Source organism: Bacillus cereus group sp. N21, from assembly GCF_016483395.1.
In the GTDB taxonomy this organism is placed as follows: domain Bacteria; phylum Bacillota; class Bacilli; order Bacillales; family Bacillaceae_G; genus Bacillus_A; species Bacillus_A pseudomycoides.
This window is the reverse complement of sequence record NZ_JAEHBX010000028.1, coordinates 44,283-64,226: the sequence shown is the minus strand read 5'-3', so window position 1 is coordinate 64,226 and position 19,944 is coordinate 44,283. Positions and strand designations below refer to the sequence as shown.

Here is a 19,944-nt window from a genome sequence, read left to right as displayed (position 1 = left end):
CCCAAACTATAGAAGATCTAGCTAAAAAAGTAGCTTAGATTTAACTTTTTTGTGTCCAAAATATTGACTCAAATCCAAGATATTAATTAAAAGATATTTGAAGTTATGCGTGTATTAAAAAACTAGATATCGCTAATTCTAGAATAGTTTTATGAGTTATGATTAATCTTTTAATCGTAAAATAACTTTAGTAAGAGGGGGAAACTTGAATCAGAAATTGAACTTTGAAACTTTTAAATATTTTCTTGAATGCTATTTTAACGTAAGTGCGGATTATGATGAATTGGATAAATTTATTCACGATTTTAACTCATTGGAAAATATGGAGTATCTTAAAAAACTTCGTGCAGAGTTAAAGCTAATTTTGCACATAGAAGATTGGGATATGGTTCACGGACTCGTTAAAAAATATGGTATGAGAAAGATGAATGAAGAAAAACTGAAATGGCTAATTCAGAGTGTTTTGGATCATTTAGAACTTAATTAAAGATATTATAGAATGACTGCAGTTTGGTAATGGGCTTTATGCAGCAAGTACATTCACTGAGTTTTTAAATAAATTACATAATTAATAGATTTAAAATAAACATACTAAGATTAGTCAAGTAGTTTTATAAAAAATCATTAGAAGTACTGAATTTGATACTTACTTAAAAATAACACTTTTGGAAAAGTTTCATCATTCATTTAGATATTAATGGAATTATATATAATGTCAATATTGTTAAAATATGCTATTATTCCTTGTGTAAAAGTAATTCATATAAGAGGAAAAAATTGAAAGGTAGGATCAAAATGATTAGTGACTTAAAAAAAGCGGCCTTATCTTCATTAAAAGACAGATGGGGATTGGGGGTATTGTCATCGTTTCTTTATCATGTCATTTCCAGGGCTGGTATGTTTATTATAGGATTTCCACTGTTGTTACTGGGTATCTTATTAAGTGAAACAATGAATTCTAGTTATTCGATTACAGGAGACGAAAAGTTAAATGCAGTAGGTGCTTTTTCTTATTTACTTGTTTTCGCTGCTCTATTTATTTGTTTAATAGCTGTACAAGGCATTATGAATTATGGGTATTTTAAAGTTACATTGCGTTTAGCGAAAAAAGAATCTACTACAATTGGTGAGTTATTTGAAGGATTTCGAAAAAGTAATGTGTTTAGATCTATGAAGGTGACTATTTTAATGACTGTATACACACTTTTATGGAGTGTATTATTAATTGTACCAGGTATTATAAAATTTATCTCTTATTCTATGGCTTACTATATTTTGTTAGATCATCCAGAATATACAGCGAGTGAAGCAATTAAAAAGAGCCAAGAACTGATGAAAGGACATAAATTAGATTTATTCCTACTATCGCTAAGTTTTATCGGATGGTTTATTTTAGGGATTATCATCGGATTTTTCACACTTGGTATCCCGTTTCTTTGGATCTATCCATACTACATTACAACAGTATCGCATTTCTACTTGAATATAGTGAATAGGGATACTGTTATGGAGGAAAAAACAGTTATCTAGAAGAAGAGTATAGTTTGTTTTATATTGCTACACGAGGATAGTACAATTTACGAAGCAACTTTGATGGTAAAGAATTAGCAGATACTTGGGGTTTTGAGAAAGACGGTAATTTTACTGTTTCACTTATCTTAAAAGAAGATGGAACATTTGAATTGTATGTAAAGGGTAGATATCCGAGTAAAGATGATTATGTTGCAGGAACTTGTGAGTATACAAATAACGGTTATATGTTAAAAATACACATTAAGGAATCAATCCTAGATGGTAAACCTTCCGATGTTGCTAGAAAAGACATACCGTTAACAATTCAAAGTTTCGGTGACAACAAGGTTCAAATGTTTGATGTAGAGTCTTATCAAACGATTCGATATACAAAGCAAAAGTAAATTAGTAGAAATATAGGGCTGGGTTGTAATTAACCTAGTCCTTTATTCATATGGAGGTATGAGTCTGAAATATAGCTAGTTACGTAAGCGCTAAATCGGATTAACCTCCTAAATTTGGACGCATACTATTCTTAAACTCATTGTTTCATGAGAATTCTCTTTATTTTATAAATAATCTTATAGTATAACATATAAGTTGTTGCGCTACGAAAATAGAAAAGAGGAGTGTGTTTTATGGGAATAAAAAAAGATTCAGTGATTTTTCCATTACCATCTGAAGACTTAATATGTAAGAAAGAAGAGGCTTGGAGAGTTGAATTACCGCTAGATTATAAGTATTTCATAAAAATGAATAATGGTGGTTTGCCAGAAAAGAATTCTTTTATTTGTAATAGTCATAGTTATGCAGTTATTCGGTTCTTGTGTATTCTTAAAGCTCCAGAACATCTTGAAAGTGGCATGTTTGATATTGATGTAACATGGTCTCGACTTGATGAGAGGCTTACAGATGATGGAGATTTACTAGGAGTGGCTTTATTACCGATCGCTGTTTTGTTTGCTGGTGATGTTTTATGTTTAGATTTTCGCGAATCAAGAAATAGTCCTATAGTTTGTGTGTGGGATCATGAAAATTCTGCTGAGCTTGAGCCAGTAGTTTATTATGTTACAAATACTTTTCAACAGTTTCTGGACATGCTTCACTAATAAATCTTAGGTTGCTATTCATCAAAACAATAATCGGCAAAGTCGTCTAGTGAATGATAAGTAGTATACATATAGAGTCTATCTTGAATACGGATTTTACAATTGATATTCGTTATGCTATACAATATTTTTGGTTATAAAAGGGGATTTAAACGATGACAAACTGGAAGGGTCATATATCGACAATGATAGCGGTGAAGCAGGAATTGATGAAACAGGATGTGGAGCAAATATGGCCGCATCACTTTCCAAAGGTTGGAGCAAATAAGGCAGAGATTTGCCTTGTTGAGAAAACAATAGGATACAAACTTGATCAAAAGTATAGAGATTTCCTGAGATATGCTAATGGTTGGAAAGGGTTGTATCAAACAGTTGATTTATTTGGGATAGAACAATTGAAAGAAACTCATATGATGAATTGTGCAGGAGTATTATTCCACACAATAGAGGACGACGTCTTAAGAGAAAGTGGCTTTTTACGGCATCAATTATTGCCAATCGCAGTCACGGAATTTGACAGAGATTTATTTACATTATGTTTGCCGAACTCCTCCATACCTGGAGCGGTCATTTGGTTTGCTGGAGAGGAAATAGATCGATTTGAAAATTTTGAAGAGTACTTTTTAACGATGATTGATTATAATCGCGAAGAAGTATTTGCTTTAAGAAAGTAGCAGATAATAAAGTTTCATTAACAGATTTAGAGTATCACAGAATAGAGAGAAATGATTTTTATTGAAAGAGGATATGTCTAACCAACTTATGCCAATGATACACAATCAAAAAGAGATGGTGGAAAAAATTTGCCAAGGAGTGGGAATGCGTTGGAGATTGAAATGATTCATGAAAAATTATCATTAGAAGAATTAGAAGCTTTTGAGGAAAAACATCAGTTGCAATTCCCGAAGTATTATAGAGAGTTTTTATTAAAATATAATGGAGGCTATCCAAAGGCAAGTATGTATAAAATCTCAGATGATGCAGGAGAAAGTGTATTAAACATTTTCTATGGAATTGGCGGTATGTATGATAATTTGGATAAAATAATTGATTTTTTTGATGATCTTTTAGATATGGGATTTATACCAATTGCAGATGATCCTGGCGGTAACCAAATATGTTTGGGGATCAATGAGGAATACTGTGAAAAAATTTTTCATTGGGCTCATGATGAAGAGCACGACGGTATGAAAAATATGTATTTTTTAGCCAACAATATAAATGAATTTCTTGATCATTTATATGAGGAGTAAAATTAAGCGGTTTTTTAAATTTGTTAAAATGATTATCAATTCAGCTATATAGCCTTCAGGGGAAAAGAATGAAAATTCATGTGTATAAAGGGGAATTCAAAGAATGATTCATTATGGAGAGCTATATTATGACCATTATAGTAAATACTTAGGTGAGCCAATCGACCGGGAAGTATTTAAAGATGGTGAGGACATGCCGAGTATACAAATTTTGAAATATGAAAATGTATTTGAAGAATGTCTTGTTTTTAATACACTTGGAGTTAGTAAATATGAAGAAATAGTAGGGGATAATGTTGAAGTTTCCATGGTAGTTGATGGGGCATTTCGTAGTGTAGGATATATTTTGGCAAATGCTTTATTTTATTGTATAGCGAATCGAATAGAAATAGGTCGTGGAACAGCAATTAGTGGCATTGAAAGTATCGATAAGTCTTTTGTTCGAAAATACAATAAAAGTGCAGTTTACTTTACTGAACCGTTCGCTTTCCCAGAGGAATACAGCTATGTACTGACTGGAAATGCAGAAAAGGATGGTAAAGTGTTGCTAGCATTTTTTATTTCGGAGTCGGAATATGAATATTTTCTAAAATACGGAACAGAGAAATTTGAGGAATTATTAGAAGAGAATCATGTGGATCCTTTTCATGTTAGCAGGGAGTCTATAAATTGAGGATTAGCTAGTCCCGATAAAGGTCTATTATGGTTTAAACGAAATAGTACATATCATAGAAAAGATAAATTAAAGAACCGAAACATCACCTCGCCAAAAGAATAAAAGGGGAGTATAAGATGAATGAAAAAGTAACAGTATGGATTGGGAATTTTGAGAGTAATGATGAGTTTGAAAACTATACGAATATTAAATATACAGAAGATGGGGATAGTATACCTTCTATATTCGAACAACATTTTAACCTAGGTTATTATGATCGTGATTTAGTCGAAAAGAAATGGATTTTTCAACCACTTACAAATAATATTCAAGATTTATTGAAGGGCTTTTCATATTACGAACAATTTACTGAACAATTTGATAACATTATCTTTAATAAAGAATGTAATACAGCAATTCTAGTTTATAATTTTGAATATAACGCTAGAAAAACAAAGATTACATATAAAAATAACGAACTGAAATGTATTGGCGTTGCTCAATATACTGTAATTGCTGATGATAGGTGGTAAAGACATCGGGTTCAATGGAAGCATCGGAATATAATAAACACGAACACGGACGGAAAGGGATAACTTAGTGGAAATAATAAAAGAGTTGGAATTAACAAAATTAATGCAACGAGACAAAGTAGAAAAGGTTACTAGTAAGATATTTAGTGATGAGAGATTAAAAGAGTTTTGGAGTTATTATGATTTTTTAAGCAAAACCGCAATGAATTTAATCGGAAAAGAAGAGAAACATTCGATCATGTATAGTACATATTATTGGTATACAAAATATAAAAAAAGATATTTTGAGGTTCATGGATATGAAGCGGGTATTGAACAAGAAGGGATTCGGTTATTAGAAGAACTTGAAAATGAGTTAGAAGACGGTGTGGATTGGAATATTATACAGGAAATTGAAGAGGATCTCGTATTTTAGATCCTCTATATTTTTGAGTGAATGGAAGTTTACGCGAAGTATATATGTAATATAATTAATATTGCGAACTCTTAAGAAACTTTCATAATATGTAGTTTCTATTTAATATACTAATAAATTTTTATATAAGAATAGCATTAAACAATTAGATAATGTAACGAAATGGAGGGGATTATAAGTTATGAACCATATACACATTGCAAAAGAAATTCGTTCAGCAATTAAGCGAGGTAATACGGAAAGAGTTGTTAAACTAATTGGTAATGATATTGAGAGATTAAATATGATGACACCTTTTGGGACATGGCTCCATGTCGCATCTTCAAAAGGAAGACTTGAGATTGTTAAGCAGCTTATAGCTTTAGGAGCAGACGTGAATCGAAATGGTGGTGTATACGGCGGCGGGGCAATCAACGAGGCCGCTTCAGGAGGATATATAGATATTGTTACATATTTATTGTCTTGCGGCGCAAAGATGGATGTCACCGAACCAGAAAGGAATCCGTTATTTGGTGCAATAAGTAATGGTCATGTAGATATTGCAGAGATTCTAATCAAAAGTGGTATTGATTCAAGTGTAAAGTATAGTGGTGATAGGGATGCATTGGCTTTTGCTCGAGAGCAGGGACAAACTGAAATGATTCAATTATTAGAAACTGTAGATGAAAGTAACTCATCTGTAACAAATTACGATAATCAGAGTAAACAAAATCAGATTTTAGAAAATGTAGCAAAATACTTCGGATCTCCAGTTACGACTATAAGTGAAATCATACCTGGAAGTAGAGTAGGAATTCATATTCATATCATACCACCATCTAAAGAGAATCATTTCATAACTCTTGTGACGACAGGGATGAGTGATTATCCGATGGACAATTCGGAAGAAGCAAGTGAGTTTAAGTATGCTGAATTGATACAAAAGTTACCTGTAGACTGGCCAACGAATAAAAAGGATTTGAAGGATCAAAGCTTTTACTGGCCATTTGGATGGTTAAGAAAAACAGCCCATATTCCTCATAGTTATGACGGATGGCTAACCGAAGGAGTGATTCTTCCAAATGGAGAACCACCACAGCCCTTTGCACCTAAAACAAAGTTATCATGTATTATGGTATGTAATGTACAAGAAAAGGGGTTGGAGAAATTAGTGACTCTAGAAGGTAATATCATTAATTTTTATACACTTTTACCTATTTATGAAGAAGAAAGAAATCTTGCTTTAGAGAAAGGTTATACATACTTATTAAATAAAATGAATGAAAAAGGAATCACAGATATTCTTGATATGAAAAGAGTAAATGTGGGGGTATAGAAAACGGTCATTACAAGGGAGTTAGATGTTTTGATTGAAGGTACAAATATAATGAATCGTATTTGGTATGGGAATAGACCAATTGAATCGATTTCAGATATAAAAAAGAATATTTTGAATGCTAAAACAGAAAAGGAAGTTTTGCTAAATGTAATAGAGCTTTTTAAGGCTGGTGATTTTTCACAAAAACAATTACTAATTCAACTAATGAATCATACGAATGATGAACAAATATTAAACTTATGTATTCGAATTTTTTGTTCTATTGCTTCTCATGAAGATATTAGGAATTCTAATAATCTTATATTTTTAGCTTCAGCAAGTGAATACGCAGTAGATACATTTTCATCCGCAGCTATTACATCGCTCTCTATGGAGGTTATTCCGTATTTATTAGTGTTACTTGAAGAGTGGAATGAAATAACAGAAACTTCGATGATCATAAGGGATTCCATTGATTTTTATATAAATTATCAAGATATCATCGGAGAAGCAGCAAGTGTAGACGAGATTGGTGAATTTTATCTTAATCACACAAAAAACAGTGATATGGAAAAGTATTATTGCTATCAGAGCCCAGCGTTTCCTGGGGATTTAACAAAGAAACTGTTTGAAAGAGTCATAAGAGCAGCAAATCATGAAGAACCATTAAAAATGGAGTTAATACCATCCTTATTATCAATATGGACAGGAGAGAAAGTACCTGCTGATTATCATACGATAATTCGTAATGATAACTATAAAGATTTTGTAACCTATATAGATACTATCTCGAAAAGAAGTTGGGAAAGAGGTCAAAAATATTTTTATGGATTTAAATTATAATAGTGGTTGAAATGATGGAATAATAGAATTTTAATTGGAGGAGGGATAGTTAAGTTGGTTACTGTGAATGTAGTAGTGCTTCATGATTCGAATTGTAATAAGTATCTGCCTTTGATTAGAAAGAAAACGTCTAAATCGATAAGTGAAATCAAACAAAATATGAAAACAGAAAAGCCTGTAATGGAATGTAATTATGATGATGCAGATCAATTGAGATCTTTAGTGAAATGTGCTGAGGAATTACTTTCAATGGGAGCAAGTATAAAAATTTATGAAGAGGAAGAATGGATTACACTTGAGATGGTAAGAAATTTAATTGGGACAATAGAAGGGATTGCAAAAGACAGGGAAGCAATTGATAATGTAATGTTTAGGGATGATTCTGATGAATAGTAGTCCCGAAGTAAATAAAAACTAGCAAATTTCATTTTGCCAGTTTTTATTTGTCTTTGTTAATGTGAACAACAAATCGCGTGTAACTTCTCAGCAAACTCTTTATGATGACTTGTGTTATAGCCTCCATGATGCCCTGGAAACTCCACAATTTCTGTTCCTAGTTGTTCCGTTAATGCGACTGCGCAGTGGTAAGCGAAAAAATCCCGTGCATCACTTCCCCCGGCTGGAAGTACTTGCATCGATGAAGATATTAATGCAGTCTTCAAGGCATCGATATCTAGTGAATGGCGGAGAATTCCCGGTATTTCATACTCAACGAAATACGTTGAATTACTAAGCATTCGCTTTTCTTGCACATCATTCAGTTGCTTTAGATTGCTAGTGTCCACTCCTACATTTGATAATAACTTTATGACCTCGCTTTTATGATTTTTCTTAAGGGCTTCCATGAATTTTCTAGCCTGCAACTGCTCATCACCGAATAAAAGTTGCAATAAAACGGGTTCGTGAGGGATTAGTAGCTTTACTTGCTCTGGATAGCGTACGCACAGATCAAGTCCAATAACAGCACCAGAGCTGCTTCCGAATACGTATGCCGGTTCATCGGTCAGTTTAGCTAGCAGGTGGTGAGCATCGTCACTATGTGTTTCCACGCGGTAATCTTCAGTTTGATTGGTAAGCTTACTGCGAGAATGTCCACGGCGGTCGTAGGTAACAACTGTATACCAATCAACAAGATGATTAGCGACTTTAAGGAATTTATCAGCGTCACCACCGCCGCCATGGATCATTAGAAGGACAGGCCCTTTTCCTCTAATTTCATAGTAAAGACTCGCACCAGGTACTTGCAATGTTCCGTTTTTTACTACAGTCATTTGTAAACTCTCTCCTTTTTTCTTATCTATCATAAAAAAATGAATAAGGGGTTCCATTTTTATCGCTTTTAACTATAATCGGTATTCCTCTTTACTTTATATGATTGGCGAATGGTATAAAATGCAGAAATTAACTAAGAAACAAAGTCAGCATAGTTTAAAGCCACGCTTAAATTGTTGTTTTGAAATAATGTTGGACCGAAAATACCTTATAAAGTGAAACTTTATGATGGCAATCAAGTTAAGATTTTAAAATACTTCAAAACTAAAATTTTGTCTCTCATAGTTATCTATGAGCATTTAATTTATGTTTCACTTTGAGAACAACGAATTTTTTAAGTGAATGGATGTGAGTTGAAACTCATATAGAATGAAGAAAGAGAAATGTCTATATGTTAAAATATAGCAGGGGGTGAATTGCGAATATAAAAAAACTTCGATAATTGCGATTGCTATTATTGCATTATTTATGCTTATTTTCTCTCAAACCACAGAGGACGAAAAAATACAAAAATATATAGAGGACAAATATGGTATTGATGTTATCGTAACAAAGTGGGGTAGCATAAATGGAGGAAATGGGGACACACTTGGCACACGGTTCAAGTGAAAGATAATCATAACATTCAGTTTCAGGTGGAAGTGAGTGGTTTGTTTAACTCTACCATTATAGGGGATGATTATGAAAATGGTTTAAAGGTATATGAAGAGTATAAAAAATTCAAACCATTATTGAAAGAAATTGAAAAGTTAGGATACATTCCAGCACCTGATGAAAATGTAATTCAATTTATAATTGATGATATGGAAGAAAGCCATAGAAAGGTTCCTTCTGAGTTATTCGTAATGTTAAAATCTGTCCGAAATCTAGATTATAGTCAATTTGAAACAAAAGAACTCGATCGTTTATTTGCCTTATTGCAACTCGTTCAAAACAATAATAAACAAATAACAAAAATTGAAATACTAGATAATAAGGATAAGTTACCTCATTTAAATTTGGAAAATATACAAATTTAATAAAAATAGATTCATTGTATATAAGATTTTTATAATAGTTGCATTGTTTGATTTTCAATAGTATGTAAAATGAATGAGATATGAAAAGGAGCTGGGCATCGTGATTTATGATAAGGCAAAGTACCACTATAATGGTGATTTTCCGGAGGATTTGCCAATGGAACAAGCATATGTACATACTGGTATGTTTCTGGGGTGGATCATTGAAAATAATTTATTTAGTAAAGAATTTGAAGAAAAGTCTCAAGATGACATTAATAAGTTTAAGCTTAGACAAATGACTGGCACGCAAATCTATATAAAGTGGGGTGGTGTGTTTGCAGACGACATGTTAAATGATGAGGGCAATCAATTTGCAATGTATTACTTTAATAATGATAATGATTGGAAGTATCTATATGATTATAGGGATGTTTTTGTAGATGCAGGCGAAACACTTTATCATGTACAAGATACTTGGGAAAACTATTTTGAATTAAAAGAAGAGGTTGATTATAGTTATCTGAATTGGAAAAACAACATACGGAAACTGTAACAAATTATTATTGGAAAAAATTAACGCTCAAAGTTAAAAAATAGAGGGGAATAACGATCTTTAAACTCTATCGTTGTTTCTCTTTTTGTATAACATGTTATTTTTTCAAAAATACGTTTCGTTTATGAATGGTCTCAATGAGGTGTAATTAAGCATCAAGAAAGGTGGTTTAATAAGGAATGAACGGTGAGGAATATAATGAATTGGTACAAGAGGTAGTAGATTTCTCAAAAGATTTTCAGTTTGCTTCTTTAACCAAAAAACTTTCGAATAAAATAGCTATCGTTAACGATATGCAGCAAGCGGAATTGCTCGCTTATGAGGAAGCATATGGTGAAGATGAATACACGTGGACAGATATAAGGGAGTTAGAAAAGAGTAAAGTTCGGGGAGTGTATTATAGGTTATCAGAAATTGAAAGACCAAAGGAATTACATACTATGTTAGAGATTATTGACAATCATGTAAGGCAGAGTGCAGTTAGAATGGATGGATTTTTCAATGATGTCGTAGCTGATCTCAATAATTGTGCTTTTAGCCGTGCTATCAATGGGAAGAAGAATGATTTCTTTGAAACTATGTTTGAAATCTATAAAGCAGGTGGCTTTCCTTGTGGCTGGAACGGAGAGTACCCTGGTAATGGAAGAATCATCGCTTATTTTGAAAAGAGATAGTTCATACAAGCGAGTTATAAAGAAAGAGGATTCAATACATGAATCTTGTAAAATAAAGTAATCCCAAACTCTCCTAAATACGTGAATGTATTTAGGAGAGTTTTTATTATGTAAAGTGGGAGAATTTTAGTATGTGTTGACGTAGAGATGAAGTCTTAAAGTCAAAATATGTCCATGTTTACTATCTTCAAGGGGTTACAACTTTACATGTTAACAATATGTACATAGGGTAAAAACAGAAAATTAATAATATATTGACCTTTTTATGGTTCGTGCTATAAAATTGAAAGCGATAACAAACGTTTTCTTTAGAATGTTTTTCATGATCTTTTGATATTTAGAGATATAAAAAGGAATAAGTAAGTATTTTTTTTGATATTTAATGCAAACGTTTTCGTTAATTTCTTACTCCTTTATACCTTTGATTTTTCTATTAAAAGATCATTGAAATACATAAGTGAAAACATTCAATACGGAGGTGTTATAAAAGCGATTTCTAGATTAACTTATGCAGGGTTACTCATAATGAATTATTCGTAATATTTTAAGAAAGGGTGAATGGAGTGTATATTACAAAAAAATTAATAAACAAGACGTTTTTATTACTTACTGTAATTGCTATGCTATTATCTGGTTTTTCTTTTCAGAGTGTACAAGCAGAATCAAATACGAAAACAACTGAAATTATCGTTCATTATAAGGAGAAGTCTGGAAATATAAAAGATTGGAATCTTTGGATGTGGGCTGAAAATACGAGTGGCAGGTCCTATGAATTTACTGGGGAAGATGAGTTTGGTAAGTATGCTAAGGTGAAAATAGATGGTGATTATAATCGTGTCGGATTTATAGTTCGTACGAATGAATGGGAAAAAGATGGTGGTGATCGTTGGATTGAAAATATTAAGGATGGCCGTGCTGAAATATGGGTTCTTTCTGGCGATGATAAAGTTTACAATTCTAAGCCTTCTTCTGAACTTTCTATTCAGAAGGCGACTATTGATAGCTTCAATGAAATCACTATAACTACCAATGCTCCATTCAATATTAAGGAGCAAAAAATTGAAATTGAGGGCGTTAACATTGAGAAAGTTAGTCCTTATGACACAAATAATGGAGATATTACCAATAAGGTCAAAATCATTACAGAAAAGAATCTTGATTTAAAAAAAACATACAAAATCAAAATGGGAAATTCCATTGAAGCTAATACTGAAATTGGTAAAGTAATTCGTAGCGAGGAATTTGATCATTTATTTTATTATGATGGTAATGATTTAGGGAATATATATACGCCACAGGAAACCAAGTTTCGTTTGTGGGCTCCCACTGCGAGCGAGGCAAAGTTGGTTACTTATAAAAAATGGAATGATGAAAAAGGTACTGAAATCAGCATGGATCAAGGGGGAAAAGGAACTTGGACTGCAAAACTGACAGGTGATCAAAAGGGCCTTTTTTATACATATAAGGTGAAGATTGGGGACAAATGGACTGAGGCCGTTGATCCATATGTGCGTGCTGCTTCTGTTAACGGTGATAAAGGTGCAGTCGTTGATTTAAAAGAAACAAATCCAAAAAAGTGGAAGGGGAGCAAAAAGCCGAAATTTAAAAATCCGGAAGATGCTATTATTTATGAGTTACAAGTACGTGATCTTTCCATTCAACCTGAAAGTGGTATTAAACAAAAAGGAAAATATCTTGGTGTAACAGAAAAAGGAACGAGAGGACCCGAGGGTGTAAAAACAGGTCTTGATCATATTAAAGATCTTGGTGTTACTCATGTCCAGTTTTTACCGATATTTGATTATGCTTCAGTAAATGAAGAAAAATTAAATGAACCACAATATAACTGGGGATATGATCCGAAAAATTACAATGTACCAGAAGGCTCATACTCTACTAATCCTTATGAGCCCACTGTTCGAATTACTGAATTAAAGCAGATGATTCAAGCACTTCATGATAATAATCTTCGTGTTGTGATGGACGTTGTATATAATCATATGTACAATGCGGCTGAATCCAATTTCCACAAGTTAGTTCCAGGTTATTATTATCGTTACAATGAGGATGGTTCACTCGCAAATGGAACAGGAGTAGGGAATGATACGGCTTCTGAACGAAAGATGATGAGGAAATTTATGATAGATTCCGTCGTGTATTGGGCAAAAGAGTATAATTTAGATGGATTCCGTTTTGACTTGATGGGTATTCATGATGTCGAAACAATGAATGCGATACGTAAAGCCATTAATCAAATTGATCCTTCTATTATTCTTCATGGAGAAGGTTGGGATTTAAATACGCCTCTAGCGCCTGAGTTAAAAGCAAATCAAAAAAATGCGGAGAAAATGAAAGGAATCGCTCATTTTAATGACGATATTCGTGATGGATTGAAAGGAAGCGTATTCGGGGATAAGGATAATGGTTTTGTGAACGGAATGCAAAACATGGAAGAACGCATTAAAAAAGGAATTATGGCTGGTATCGACTATGATAAAAAAGTGTATACTTATCAGGATCCTGAGCAGATTCTGACATATGTTGAAGCACATGACAACCATACATTATGGGATAAGCTTGTGTTGACTAATCCTGGCGACAGTGAAGAAGTACGTAAACGAATGCACAAGTTGTCTTCTTCCATCATATTAACATCGCAAGGGGTTTCATTCTTGCATGCAGGCCAAGAGTTCATGCGTACAAAATATGGTGATCATAATAGCTACAAATCTCCTGATTCTATTAACCAAATGGATTGGGTGCGCCGTGCAGCATTCGATAAAGAAGTAGATTATATGAAAGGCTTAATAGAGTTGCGTAACAACCATTCAGTTTTTCGCATGACATCTGCTGAACAAATAAAAAAACATTTAACGTTCATTGATGCGCCAAAAAATGTTGTAGCTTATACATTAGATGGCAAAGCAAATGGTAATAAAAACGAATATTTTGTTGTGGCTCACAATGCGAATAGAGAAGCGGTGGAAATTACTCTTCCATCAAAAGGTCCTTGGAAAGTGCTAGTAGATGGTGAACGTGCAGGAAGTAAAGTACTTTATGTTTTCCATGATAATAAGATTAAGGTTCCCGCATTAAGTTCATTTGTTTTAAAAACAGAGAAACCGATTAAATAAGAATAGATGATTTAAAACATCCACTAACCATATCTGGAGAGAAACAGGATTCTTATCATAGACTATAAAGTAAAAGGTAGAAACAATCATACTCCTATTAATAAATTAATTCCAAATATGATAATATAAATTATGGAAAAAAGATGAAAAATTGTAGGGAATATACTAGACTGAAAAGTAGGAAGGTTTTTATTAGACGAACAAAAGTTTAAGGGGAGTTTAAAATGGCTATAAAAGTAATAAGGGCAACAGGTATGATGGGTGGGGCTACAAGAGTAGCTTTAAAAGTGGATAATGAAGTTGTAATGAAATTAGAAAATAATGAAGAGTACACGCTCCCTTCTGATGTAAAAGAAGCGAAGATAAAAGCAAATCAATTATTTTTTGGAAGTAAAGAAAAGCAAGTAAAAAGTGGCGATATAGTCGAAATTAAGATTAATGGTCTAGCGATGCTATTGTGTATGGTATCGTTAATAGCAGTATTATTTGGTTCAAAGATTGATCCTAATGCTATTTGGTTTGGTGTAATCGGCTGTTTGGTAACGCTTGTCTATTCAATAAATAATTGGTTCACGTTAGAAGTTAAATAACAGGAAACAGCAGAGGTTTTAAAAACTCTGCTGTTTTTTTACATCATAATTGTTTAAATAGTGTTTTGTATTCTAGTAATTAGTGAGTATCAATAAAATCGGAAGGTACATCATGAGTTATAAAGAACAACTTGCTATTTTATATAAAATGCGCTTTATGGAAAATGAAGGCGATGATATTGAAGAATTTGAAGAAATATTAAATGAACTATCATTTCATGCAGGAAATGAAGTGATCCCAGAACTTTGTAAAATATTTGAAGACGAGGTAGCGGAACCTTCTGCAGACAGCGATGTAATTGAAACCATTTTTTATATTGCAAGCCGGAATGGATTAGAGGATGGACTTGTACAGTTAGCGAATGGAATACCAAATATGTTACCCCAGGCAGAATTTTGGGCAGATAGAATTCATCGAACACTTTTAAATTCAGAAGAGTTAATTTTGCCATATATTAAAGCTTTACAACAGGTTGATGAGCATACGAAACAAATAGTGAAAGATATTTTATGTAATGTAAAGAGTGAGATGCCGGAGTTATTTGCGGAAAAGGTTGATTTTATATTAAGTCATTCCGCAATCAATGAAGTGACTTGAAACTGTACAAAAGAAATTTGAGTGGCAATAAATGAGAGGAAGGTAGCCATAAAAATGTACTCAAATTCGCTAATAAGAATATAATCAATATCACTTTAGGAGTGATAGAAATGAAAAAAATGAGTCAACTCATTGCACAAATAGAGTCTTTATCTGATTGTCGTGTGCTTGAGCCTGCAGGATTACCGATAATTAATGAGAAGAAGCATATCCTACCTGAGGATGTAAAGGGATTTTACAGTCTTTGCGGAGGAGCGGTTTTGTTCGAGAATGAGGAGTATCCGATTTATATTGTCTCCCCACAAGAATTTATTTTAGCAAATCCAGTAATAATAAGTGAGCTGTGTGAAGATGATATTACTTCCAATTGGTATATTATATGTAATGATGGAAAAGAGGAATACTTAACAATTGACCTAAATCGAAATAGATTGGGGAAATGTTATGATAGCTTCTTTGATCGTCATGGAATTGCAGGGGAATCACAAATCATTGCAACATCGTTTATAGATCTACTTGAAAGACTTATACATAATAAGGGGAAGTATTGGTATTGGATGCAGAGTGATTTTGTATCACTTGGAGATGCTTATGATGGACTCATATAATCATTCATAAATTTTAAAATAACGCTGTTTTCGTAAGCTTTGTTGCTTTTGAGAAGGGTTTATTAAAACCCTTTTTTCTCATATGCAAATGATGCTCTTCTTCTAACGTATTCAAATTCATCAAGTGAAAATTGATTAAGGAGAGTTTTGATTTCTTCGCTATTTTCAGATATCTCTCCAAGTCCATAAGCTATTTGCCACCTGGCATCGTGGTCTGGAAAAGATACCGAGTGTTTCGCAAGGGATAGAAGTTGGCTTGGATTTTCTATCAAAGTATCAATAATTATTTCACATTCGTTGTCTCTCGCTAAAATATATAGAAAATCATTTAGAAGGTCAGAACTCCATTTTCCAACAGGAGTAGCATCTACTAGCATATTAACAAGGCGATATATTCTATCCCAATGGAGATATTCAGTTTCCCATTCACCAAAGGACTTATTTGCTGTTTTAGCCCAATTCCTAAATTTTTCAATCTCTAAAAGTAATTCACCCATTGTAATTTTCGCCTCCTTATCAAGCAGTTCTAAGCATTTGTTCTACTTGTTTTTCAAATGCAAAATGCTTGTCTATTTCTAACCAACGGAACCAATAGAGATAGTTATCAAGGTATTTTGTAGCCACACCTTGGACACGATTGTATCAAGCTATCAACGAGGTGGTCAAGAAAGCAACAATCTATGCGAAAACAGCGATATATAAACAGTAGTAAAAAACTTGATTGTACAATGCCTTTCAAGTTTTTTGATTTGAAAATTGCTAGGATTGTAAAATGTAGTGGTAGACAATCAAAATGATGGGAGAAAGGTACGAAAAGGAGAACTGACATGGTGATTTTAAATTAGACTTAGCTTTTCATGCCTAAACAATTACTTTAAATTCAACATGATAATGAATACCTAATGGAGGGACCTGAAATGGAAAACTGGGAATACAATGAATTGTTTGAAGCCATTAATGAAGCCTATAATGACTTTTTAACTTTAGATAGAGGACAGAAAGATGCAATTGCGAGAACTTGTTATGAGTATATAAATCTCGGAGAAATAGAAGACGTAATTGTTGATACAGCTGTAGGTGAAATAGTGTTAACTCATGATAAAGTTTTTATTGGATATATTGAAGGGATAACAAAGAGATTAAGCAAGTTTAATCCACTAGATACAGTGGGAGAATTAACACAAGAAGAAATAAGAGATTTATCTAACAGAATACATAAAGTATTGGAAGGTCTTGAAAAAGTAGAGATTGATTATAATCCTTCAGCAGAATAGCGCGGTTTATTCTCTTTAGTGCTGAAGAGGAAGTATTTGAAGGTAAACGAGTAGGAGAAAAGCTATATCTTTGTTTTGCTCAAAATAAATGAGAAAGCGGGAATTTGAGTGGGGAGCTATTTTATTAAGATAGATGGGTTTGAATATCCAGAAGCATATTGAAAAGCAATTGAATTACATTTAGTGGATTTTGATTTATGGTATATGATGGAATCAGCACAAGCAACTAGACGCTTTCTTGATTTGAAAGAAAGGTATCCAAATAGAAAATTAGTTCCTTTTGCTAGAAGAGATGATAATGATGATATTGCCTGCTTTGAATTTGGAAAAGGACAAAAGGTTCAAGTGATTCATGACTTCGCTACAGAAGGGTTTGAACAGAGGAAGGAATTCGATGATTTTTGGGAATGGCTGGAGTTCGCGATTAGGGAAATGATTGATTTCAATAGAATGGAAGAGGAGTAAATTATGGGGATGAAAAAAGGAAAGGGGTATTTAAATGAGTTCACCTAAAGAATTTTGTGATAGATGGAATGAAAAAAGAGACGGGACATTAAACAAATTGGATAGAGAGATAATGCAGCATACAAATTTATCTAGTGATACGAGAAGGTTTTTAAGTGAAGCGGGTCTTCCAGCATCGGCTGCTCCATTTATAGAGTTTGATAACGCAACTGAATTAATGCAGAATGTAACTCAAAAATTTGGCATACCAATAGATTTTGAGTTTTATTGGTTTATAGGTACGACTGGTTCTGGAGATCCTCTTTGTATTGATGAGAGAACAAATAATGTAGTCTATTTACATCACGACAACAACTATGAAGAAATCTTCATTAATTCTTCCATTCATCAATTTGCAGAAAGCCTTCTATTGTTTTCTAAGTTAATAGATGAAGCGATTCAGATAAATGGTGAATTTGCATTTTTAGATAATGAAATTCCGGAATCAGTGCGTATCTGGTTTGAAAATGAAGTAAGGCGTATCGATTCAAAGGCTGTAGAAAAGAATACATTTTGGTCTGAGGAACTTGAAACCTTACTGAATAAAAGAATGTATTTTATAGATGATGTACTTCATCTTTGGGACATCTATCGGGATTTCATAATTAATGTTTCTCTACATATTTTTCTCTGAATTTTGAGATGAAGCTCCATTATTTTGAAAAGAAAATCAAAGAAAGTAAGGCATATAAAAATGATTAATCAACTTAAAATCTTAAATCCTCAAGCACTTATAAGTATTTTTGGAATGATACCAGAGTTTGAACAATCAGAGTTATTAGATGTTCATCTTAAAAGAGATGGTCCGACTTTAGTTATTCGAATCATGACAAAGGAACCTGTTGAAAATAAACCGAAACGATGGAATAAATGGGATGTAATTTATATAGAAATTTCATTCTTTTGTATTCAAGATTTAATAATCAAAGATATAGGAACAGACAATATAATTCATCAATTTGGAATAAATGCTATTGAAGAAGAAGGGGTATTAAAAATTAAGTGTAGAAATCAAATGCAAGTTGAATGCTTATTTAGATGGGCAAAAATAGAGAACATAATCCCTGGTTTAATAGGGCTACACTGACCTAGTTTTAGTAGCTAAATTTAAGAACGCCTATTTTTTATAAAATGTAACATTTGAGGAGGGCTGCTACTTGGCTACATATTCTGTCATTCTTGAATCGAGTATTAAAGGTCGCTTATTAATGAAAATAAAAAACTATACAAATTGCTCTTTATCCGAAATTCAATCCAACATAAAAAATAAATATCCGGTAATGGCTGTTAACCGTCGGAATTCAGAAAAAATGGAAAAAATGAAGGATTTAATTGAAGAATTGTCTTCAAATAAGCTGCAATTTAGGATTTTTAAGCAAACGGATGAGGGGAATAGAGAAATAACAGTTGCAGTGTTTACAAATGGCATGGAAACTTCCAGGCAGACTGCAAAACAAAGGTCGCGTTTGGATGCATTATTAATAGAAGAGGACGATGCTAGCAGTGGGTAAGGAGAATTCAAAATAAAACGACCCCTAATAAACGAGTAAGAATGCATAAAGGAGGGTTAATATCGAAAATCCAGGGGTAATGTCTCTATGGCTAGGGAATTTCAAGAGTAAAGAAATGCTGCAAAAGTATGTGGAAATAAAATTTGATGAACAGGGAGACAGAATCCCATCACAATTTATGAGAGATTTTCAAATTGATTTTATAAATTACAATGAAGATCTATTGGAAATCACATTTATTGATATTTCAACTACATCTTTACAGTTGTTATTAGAAGGCGCATCTTATTATGAAAAGATTATATCTCAATTCATAGATTATTATGGGGAACATATGTTAGAGAGTTATAACACAGTGATTAGAGTGTATGATTTTGAATATAACGAAGCTAATGCTGTTGAAAATAAGCACCTTGTTTATGCTGGTGCAGTTATTTATGAAGAGTGGGAAGAATAATATTGGTGAAGACATTTATGGTCAAAGTATCTGCTGCTTATAATGTGGTGAAACGCTCAAAGCATAATAAGTGTGTTTTAAATTTTTCGTTTAATCTTTAATGAAAAATATAGGGCTACTAGAAATATTCAGAGAGTATGAACGCATGAAA

26 protein-coding genes and 2 pseudogenes are annotated in these 19,944 nt (G+C 32.8%); 25 read left to right on the top strand and 3 right to left on the bottom strand.

The annotated features are described in order from the left end of the window. Positions 1 to 205: 205 nt before the first annotated feature. From JDS96_RS16765 to JDS96_RS16710, 12 genes and pseudogenes are all read left to right on the top strand, one after another. A complete protein-coding gene (locus JDS96_RS16765; RefSeq protein WP_242479927.1) occupies positions 206 to 487 on the top strand; it encodes a hypothetical protein in 282 nt (93 codons plus the stop codon). Positions 488 to 795: 308 nt separating this feature from the next. Then, positions 796 to 1,530: a DUF975 family protein gene (locus JDS96_RS16760; protein ID WP_199667496.1), complete on the top strand. Its 735-nt coding sequence runs from the start codon at positions 796 to 798 to the stop codon at positions 1,528 to 1,530. Positions 1,531 to 1,601: 71 nt separating this feature from the next. Then, positions 1,602 to 1,916 (top strand): annotated as a pseudogene (locus JDS96_RS16755) (DUF3994 domain-containing protein); the annotation flags it as partial. A gap of 234 nt (positions 1,917 to 2,150) precedes the next feature. Continuing rightward, entirely contained in the window at positions 2,151 to 2,621 is a 471-nt protein-coding gene (locus JDS96_RS16750) for an SMI1/KNR4 family protein (RefSeq protein ID WP_199667489.1), read from the top strand. A gap of 155 nt (positions 2,622 to 2,776) precedes the next feature. After that, a complete protein-coding gene (locus tag JDS96_RS16745) occupies positions 2,777 to 3,295 on the top strand; it encodes an SMI1/KNR4 family protein (protein ID WP_199667487.1) in 519 nt (172 codons plus the stop codon). A 150-nt stretch (positions 3,296 to 3,445) separates the two neighbouring features. Further along, positions 3,446 to 3,874, top strand: coding sequence for an SMI1/KNR4 family protein (locus JDS96_RS16740; RefSeq protein ID WP_199667485.1), 429 nt, complete (start codon positions 3,446 to 3,448; stop codon positions 3,872 to 3,874). 103 nt (positions 3,875 to 3,977) lie between these two features. Continuing rightward, complete coding sequence (locus JDS96_RS16735) at positions 3,978 to 4,547, top strand: suppressor of fused domain protein (protein WP_199667483.1); 570 nt, start codon at positions 3,978 to 3,980, stop codon at positions 4,545 to 4,547. Between the two features lie 119 nt (positions 4,548 to 4,666). Next, on the top strand, positions 4,667 to 5,062 hold the full coding sequence (locus JDS96_RS16730; RefSeq protein ID WP_199667482.1) for an immunity 22 family protein: 396 nt from the start codon (positions 4,667 to 4,669) through the stop codon (positions 5,060 to 5,062). Positions 5,063 to 5,129: 67 nt separating this feature from the next. Next, the gene (locus JDS96_RS16725; protein WP_018783385.1) at positions 5,130 to 5,477 is read left to right on the top strand and encodes a hypothetical protein; all 348 of its coding nucleotides are present in this window, start codon (positions 5,130 to 5,132) and stop codon (positions 5,475 to 5,477) included. A gap of 181 nt (positions 5,478 to 5,658) precedes the next feature. Next, positions 5,659 to 6,792, top strand: a complete 1,134-nt coding sequence (locus tag JDS96_RS16720; protein ID WP_199667481.1) for a suppressor of fused domain protein — start codon at positions 5,659 to 5,661, stop codon at positions 6,790 to 6,792. 30 nt (positions 6,793 to 6,822) lie between these two features. Continuing rightward, positions 6,823 to 7,617 carry an Imm47 family immunity protein gene (gene imm47 / locus JDS96_RS16715; RefSeq protein ID WP_199667480.1) on the top strand — a complete coding sequence of 265 codons (795 nt, stop codon included), beginning with the start codon at positions 6,823 to 6,825 and terminating at the stop codon, positions 7,615 to 7,617. Positions 7,618 to 7,680: 63 nt separating this feature from the next. Further along, the gene (locus JDS96_RS16710) at positions 7,681 to 8,010 is read left to right on the top strand and encodes a hypothetical protein (protein ID WP_307838192.1); all 330 of its coding nucleotides are present in this window, start codon (positions 7,681 to 7,683) and stop codon (positions 8,008 to 8,010) included. A gap of 59 nt (positions 8,011 to 8,069) precedes the next feature. Here JDS96_RS16710 and JDS96_RS16705 read toward each other — a convergent pair whose 3' ends face one another. Next, the gene (locus JDS96_RS16705; protein ID WP_199667478.1) at positions 8,070 to 8,888 is read right to left on the bottom strand and encodes an alpha/beta fold hydrolase; all 819 of its coding nucleotides are present in this window, start codon (positions 8,886 to 8,888) and stop codon (positions 8,070 to 8,072) included. 651 nt (positions 8,889 to 9,539) lie between these two features. On the opposite strand from JDS96_RS16705, the gene JDS96_RS16700 reads away from it, so the two are divergent. The 7 genes from JDS96_RS16700 (at position 9,540) to JDS96_RS16670 (ending at position 16,047) form a co-directional block, all read left to right on the top strand. Continuing rightward, entirely contained in the window at positions 9,540 to 9,908 is a 369-nt protein-coding gene (locus tag JDS96_RS16700) for a hypothetical protein (protein ID WP_199667477.1), read from the top strand. A gap of 100 nt (positions 9,909 to 10,008) precedes the next feature. Continuing rightward, positions 10,009 to 10,443 (top strand): DUF7832 domain-containing protein, encoded by a 435-nt coding sequence (locus JDS96_RS16695; RefSeq protein WP_374221002.1) that lies wholly within the window; start codon positions 10,009 to 10,011, stop codon positions 10,441 to 10,443. Positions 10,444 to 10,622: 179 nt separating this feature from the next. Next, a complete protein-coding gene (locus tag JDS96_RS16690; protein ID WP_199667474.1) occupies positions 10,623 to 11,117 on the top strand; it encodes a hypothetical protein in 495 nt (164 codons plus the stop codon). A gap of 563 nt (positions 11,118 to 11,680) precedes the next feature. Then, positions 11,681 to 14,251: a type I pullulanase gene (gene pulA, locus JDS96_RS16685; RefSeq protein ID WP_199667472.1), complete on the top strand. Its 2,571-nt coding sequence runs from the start codon at positions 11,681 to 11,683 to the stop codon at positions 14,249 to 14,251. A gap of 224 nt (positions 14,252 to 14,475) precedes the next feature. Next, on the top strand, positions 14,476 to 14,841 hold the full coding sequence (locus tag JDS96_RS16680; RefSeq protein ID WP_003203397.1) for a hypothetical protein: 366 nt from the start codon (positions 14,476 to 14,478) through the stop codon (positions 14,839 to 14,841). Positions 14,842 to 14,953: 112 nt separating this feature from the next. Next, positions 14,954 to 15,439, top strand: a complete 486-nt coding sequence (locus JDS96_RS16675) for an Imm30 family immunity protein (protein ID WP_199667470.1) — start codon at positions 14,954 to 14,956, stop codon at positions 15,437 to 15,439. A 110-nt stretch (positions 15,440 to 15,549) separates the two neighbouring features. Further along, complete coding sequence (locus JDS96_RS16670; protein ID WP_097795567.1) at positions 15,550 to 16,047, top strand: SMI1/KNR4 family protein; 498 nt, start codon at positions 15,550 to 15,552, stop codon at positions 16,045 to 16,047. Between the two features lie 62 nt (positions 16,048 to 16,109). Here JDS96_RS16670 and JDS96_RS16665 read toward each other — a convergent pair whose 3' ends face one another. Together JDS96_RS16665 and JDS96_RS16660 are read right to left on the bottom strand one after the other, a co-directional pair. Then, positions 16,110 to 16,544, bottom strand: coding sequence for a hypothetical protein (locus JDS96_RS16665; RefSeq protein WP_199667468.1), 435 nt, complete (start codon positions 16,542 to 16,544; stop codon positions 16,110 to 16,112). 19 nt (positions 16,545 to 16,563) lie between these two features. Next, positions 16,564 to 16,686, bottom strand: a pseudogene (locus tag JDS96_RS16660) (IS1595 family transposase); the annotation flags it as partial. A 278-nt stretch (positions 16,687 to 16,964) separates the two neighbouring features. Between JDS96_RS16660 and JDS96_RS16655 the strand changes: the two are divergent. From JDS96_RS16655 to JDS96_RS16630, 6 genes are all read left to right on the top strand, one after another. Further along, the gene (locus tag JDS96_RS16655) at positions 16,965 to 17,321 is read left to right on the top strand and encodes an Imm3 family immunity protein (protein WP_199667466.1); all 357 of its coding nucleotides are present in this window, start codon (positions 16,965 to 16,967) and stop codon (positions 17,319 to 17,321) included. Between the two features lie 168 nt (positions 17,322 to 17,489). Further along, the gene (locus tag JDS96_RS32150; RefSeq protein WP_307838191.1) at positions 17,490 to 17,786 is read left to right on the top strand and encodes a hypothetical protein; all 297 of its coding nucleotides are present in this window, start codon (positions 17,490 to 17,492) and stop codon (positions 17,784 to 17,786) included. Between the two features lie 34 nt (positions 17,787 to 17,820). Beyond that, the gene (locus tag JDS96_RS16645) at positions 17,821 to 18,459 is read left to right on the top strand and encodes an SUKH-4 family immunity protein (protein WP_242479925.1); all 639 of its coding nucleotides are present in this window, start codon (positions 17,821 to 17,823) and stop codon (positions 18,457 to 18,459) included. A 60-nt stretch (positions 18,460 to 18,519) separates the two neighbouring features. Next, the gene (locus tag JDS96_RS16640; RefSeq protein ID WP_199667465.1) at positions 18,520 to 18,912 is read left to right on the top strand and encodes an immunity 50 family protein; all 393 of its coding nucleotides are present in this window, start codon (positions 18,520 to 18,522) and stop codon (positions 18,910 to 18,912) included. A gap of 70 nt (positions 18,913 to 18,982) precedes the next feature. Further along, the gene (locus tag JDS96_RS16635) at positions 18,983 to 19,336 is read left to right on the top strand and encodes a hypothetical protein (RefSeq protein ID WP_242479924.1); all 354 of its coding nucleotides are present in this window, start codon (positions 18,983 to 18,985) and stop codon (positions 19,334 to 19,336) included. Between the two features lie 61 nt (positions 19,337 to 19,397). Continuing rightward, positions 19,398 to 19,793, top strand: coding sequence for an immunity 22 family protein (locus JDS96_RS16630; protein ID WP_026008655.1), 396 nt, complete (start codon positions 19,398 to 19,400; stop codon positions 19,791 to 19,793). Positions 19,794 to 19,944 lie beyond the last annotated feature (151 nt).

Excerpts from the sequence above, each read along its gene's own strand:
- JDS96_RS16750 (WP_199667489.1), top strand. The coding sequence starts at position 2,151 with ATGGGAATAAAAAAAGATTCAGTGATTTTTCCATTACCATCTGAAGAC.
- JDS96_RS16645 (WP_242479925.1), top strand. The coding sequence starts at position 17,821 with ATGAGTTCACCTAAAGAATTTTGTGATAGATGGAATGAAAAAAGAGAC.
- JDS96_RS16665 (WP_199667468.1), bottom strand. The coding sequence starts at position 16,544 with ATGGGTGAATTACTTTTAGAGATTGAAAAATTTAGGAATTGGGCTAAA.
- JDS96_RS16670 (WP_097795567.1), top strand. The coding sequence starts at position 15,550 with ATGAAAAAAATGAGTCAACTCATTGCACAAATAGAGTCTTTATCTGAT.
- JDS96_RS16690 (WP_199667474.1), top strand. The coding sequence starts at position 10,623 with ATGAACGGTGAGGAATATAATGAATTGGTACAAGAGGTAGTAGATTTC.
- JDS96_RS16655 (WP_199667466.1), top strand. The coding sequence starts at position 16,965 with ATGGAAAACTGGGAATACAATGAATTGTTTGAAGCCATTAATGAAGCC.
- JDS96_RS16705 (WP_199667478.1), bottom strand. The coding sequence starts at position 8,888 with ATGACTGTAGTAAAAAACGGAACATTGCAAGTACCTGGTGCGAGTCTT.
- JDS96_RS16760 (WP_199667496.1), top strand. The coding sequence starts at position 796 with ATGATTAGTGACTTAAAAAAAGCGGCCTTATCTTCATTAAAAGACAGA.
- JDS96_RS16680 (WP_003203397.1), top strand. The coding sequence starts at position 14,476 with ATGGCTATAAAAGTAATAAGGGCAACAGGTATGATGGGTGGGGCTACA.
- JDS96_RS16720 (WP_199667481.1), top strand. The coding sequence starts at position 5,659 with ATGAACCATATACACATTGCAAAAGAAATTCGTTCAGCAATTAAGCGA.
- JDS96_RS16735 (WP_199667483.1), top strand. The coding sequence starts at position 3,978 with ATGATTCATTATGGAGAGCTATATTATGACCATTATAGTAAATACTTA.
- JDS96_RS16640 (WP_199667465.1), top strand. The coding sequence starts at position 18,520 with ATGATTAATCAACTTAAAATCTTAAATCCTCAAGCACTTATAAGTATT.
- JDS96_RS16675 (WP_199667470.1), top strand. The coding sequence starts at position 14,954 with ATGAGTTATAAAGAACAACTTGCTATTTTATATAAAATGCGCTTTATG.
- JDS96_RS16730 (WP_199667482.1), top strand. The coding sequence starts at position 4,667 with ATGAATGAAAAAGTAACAGTATGGATTGGGAATTTTGAGAGTAATGAT.
- JDS96_RS16745 (WP_199667487.1), top strand. The coding sequence starts at position 2,777 with ATGACAAACTGGAAGGGTCATATATCGACAATGATAGCGGTGAAGCAG.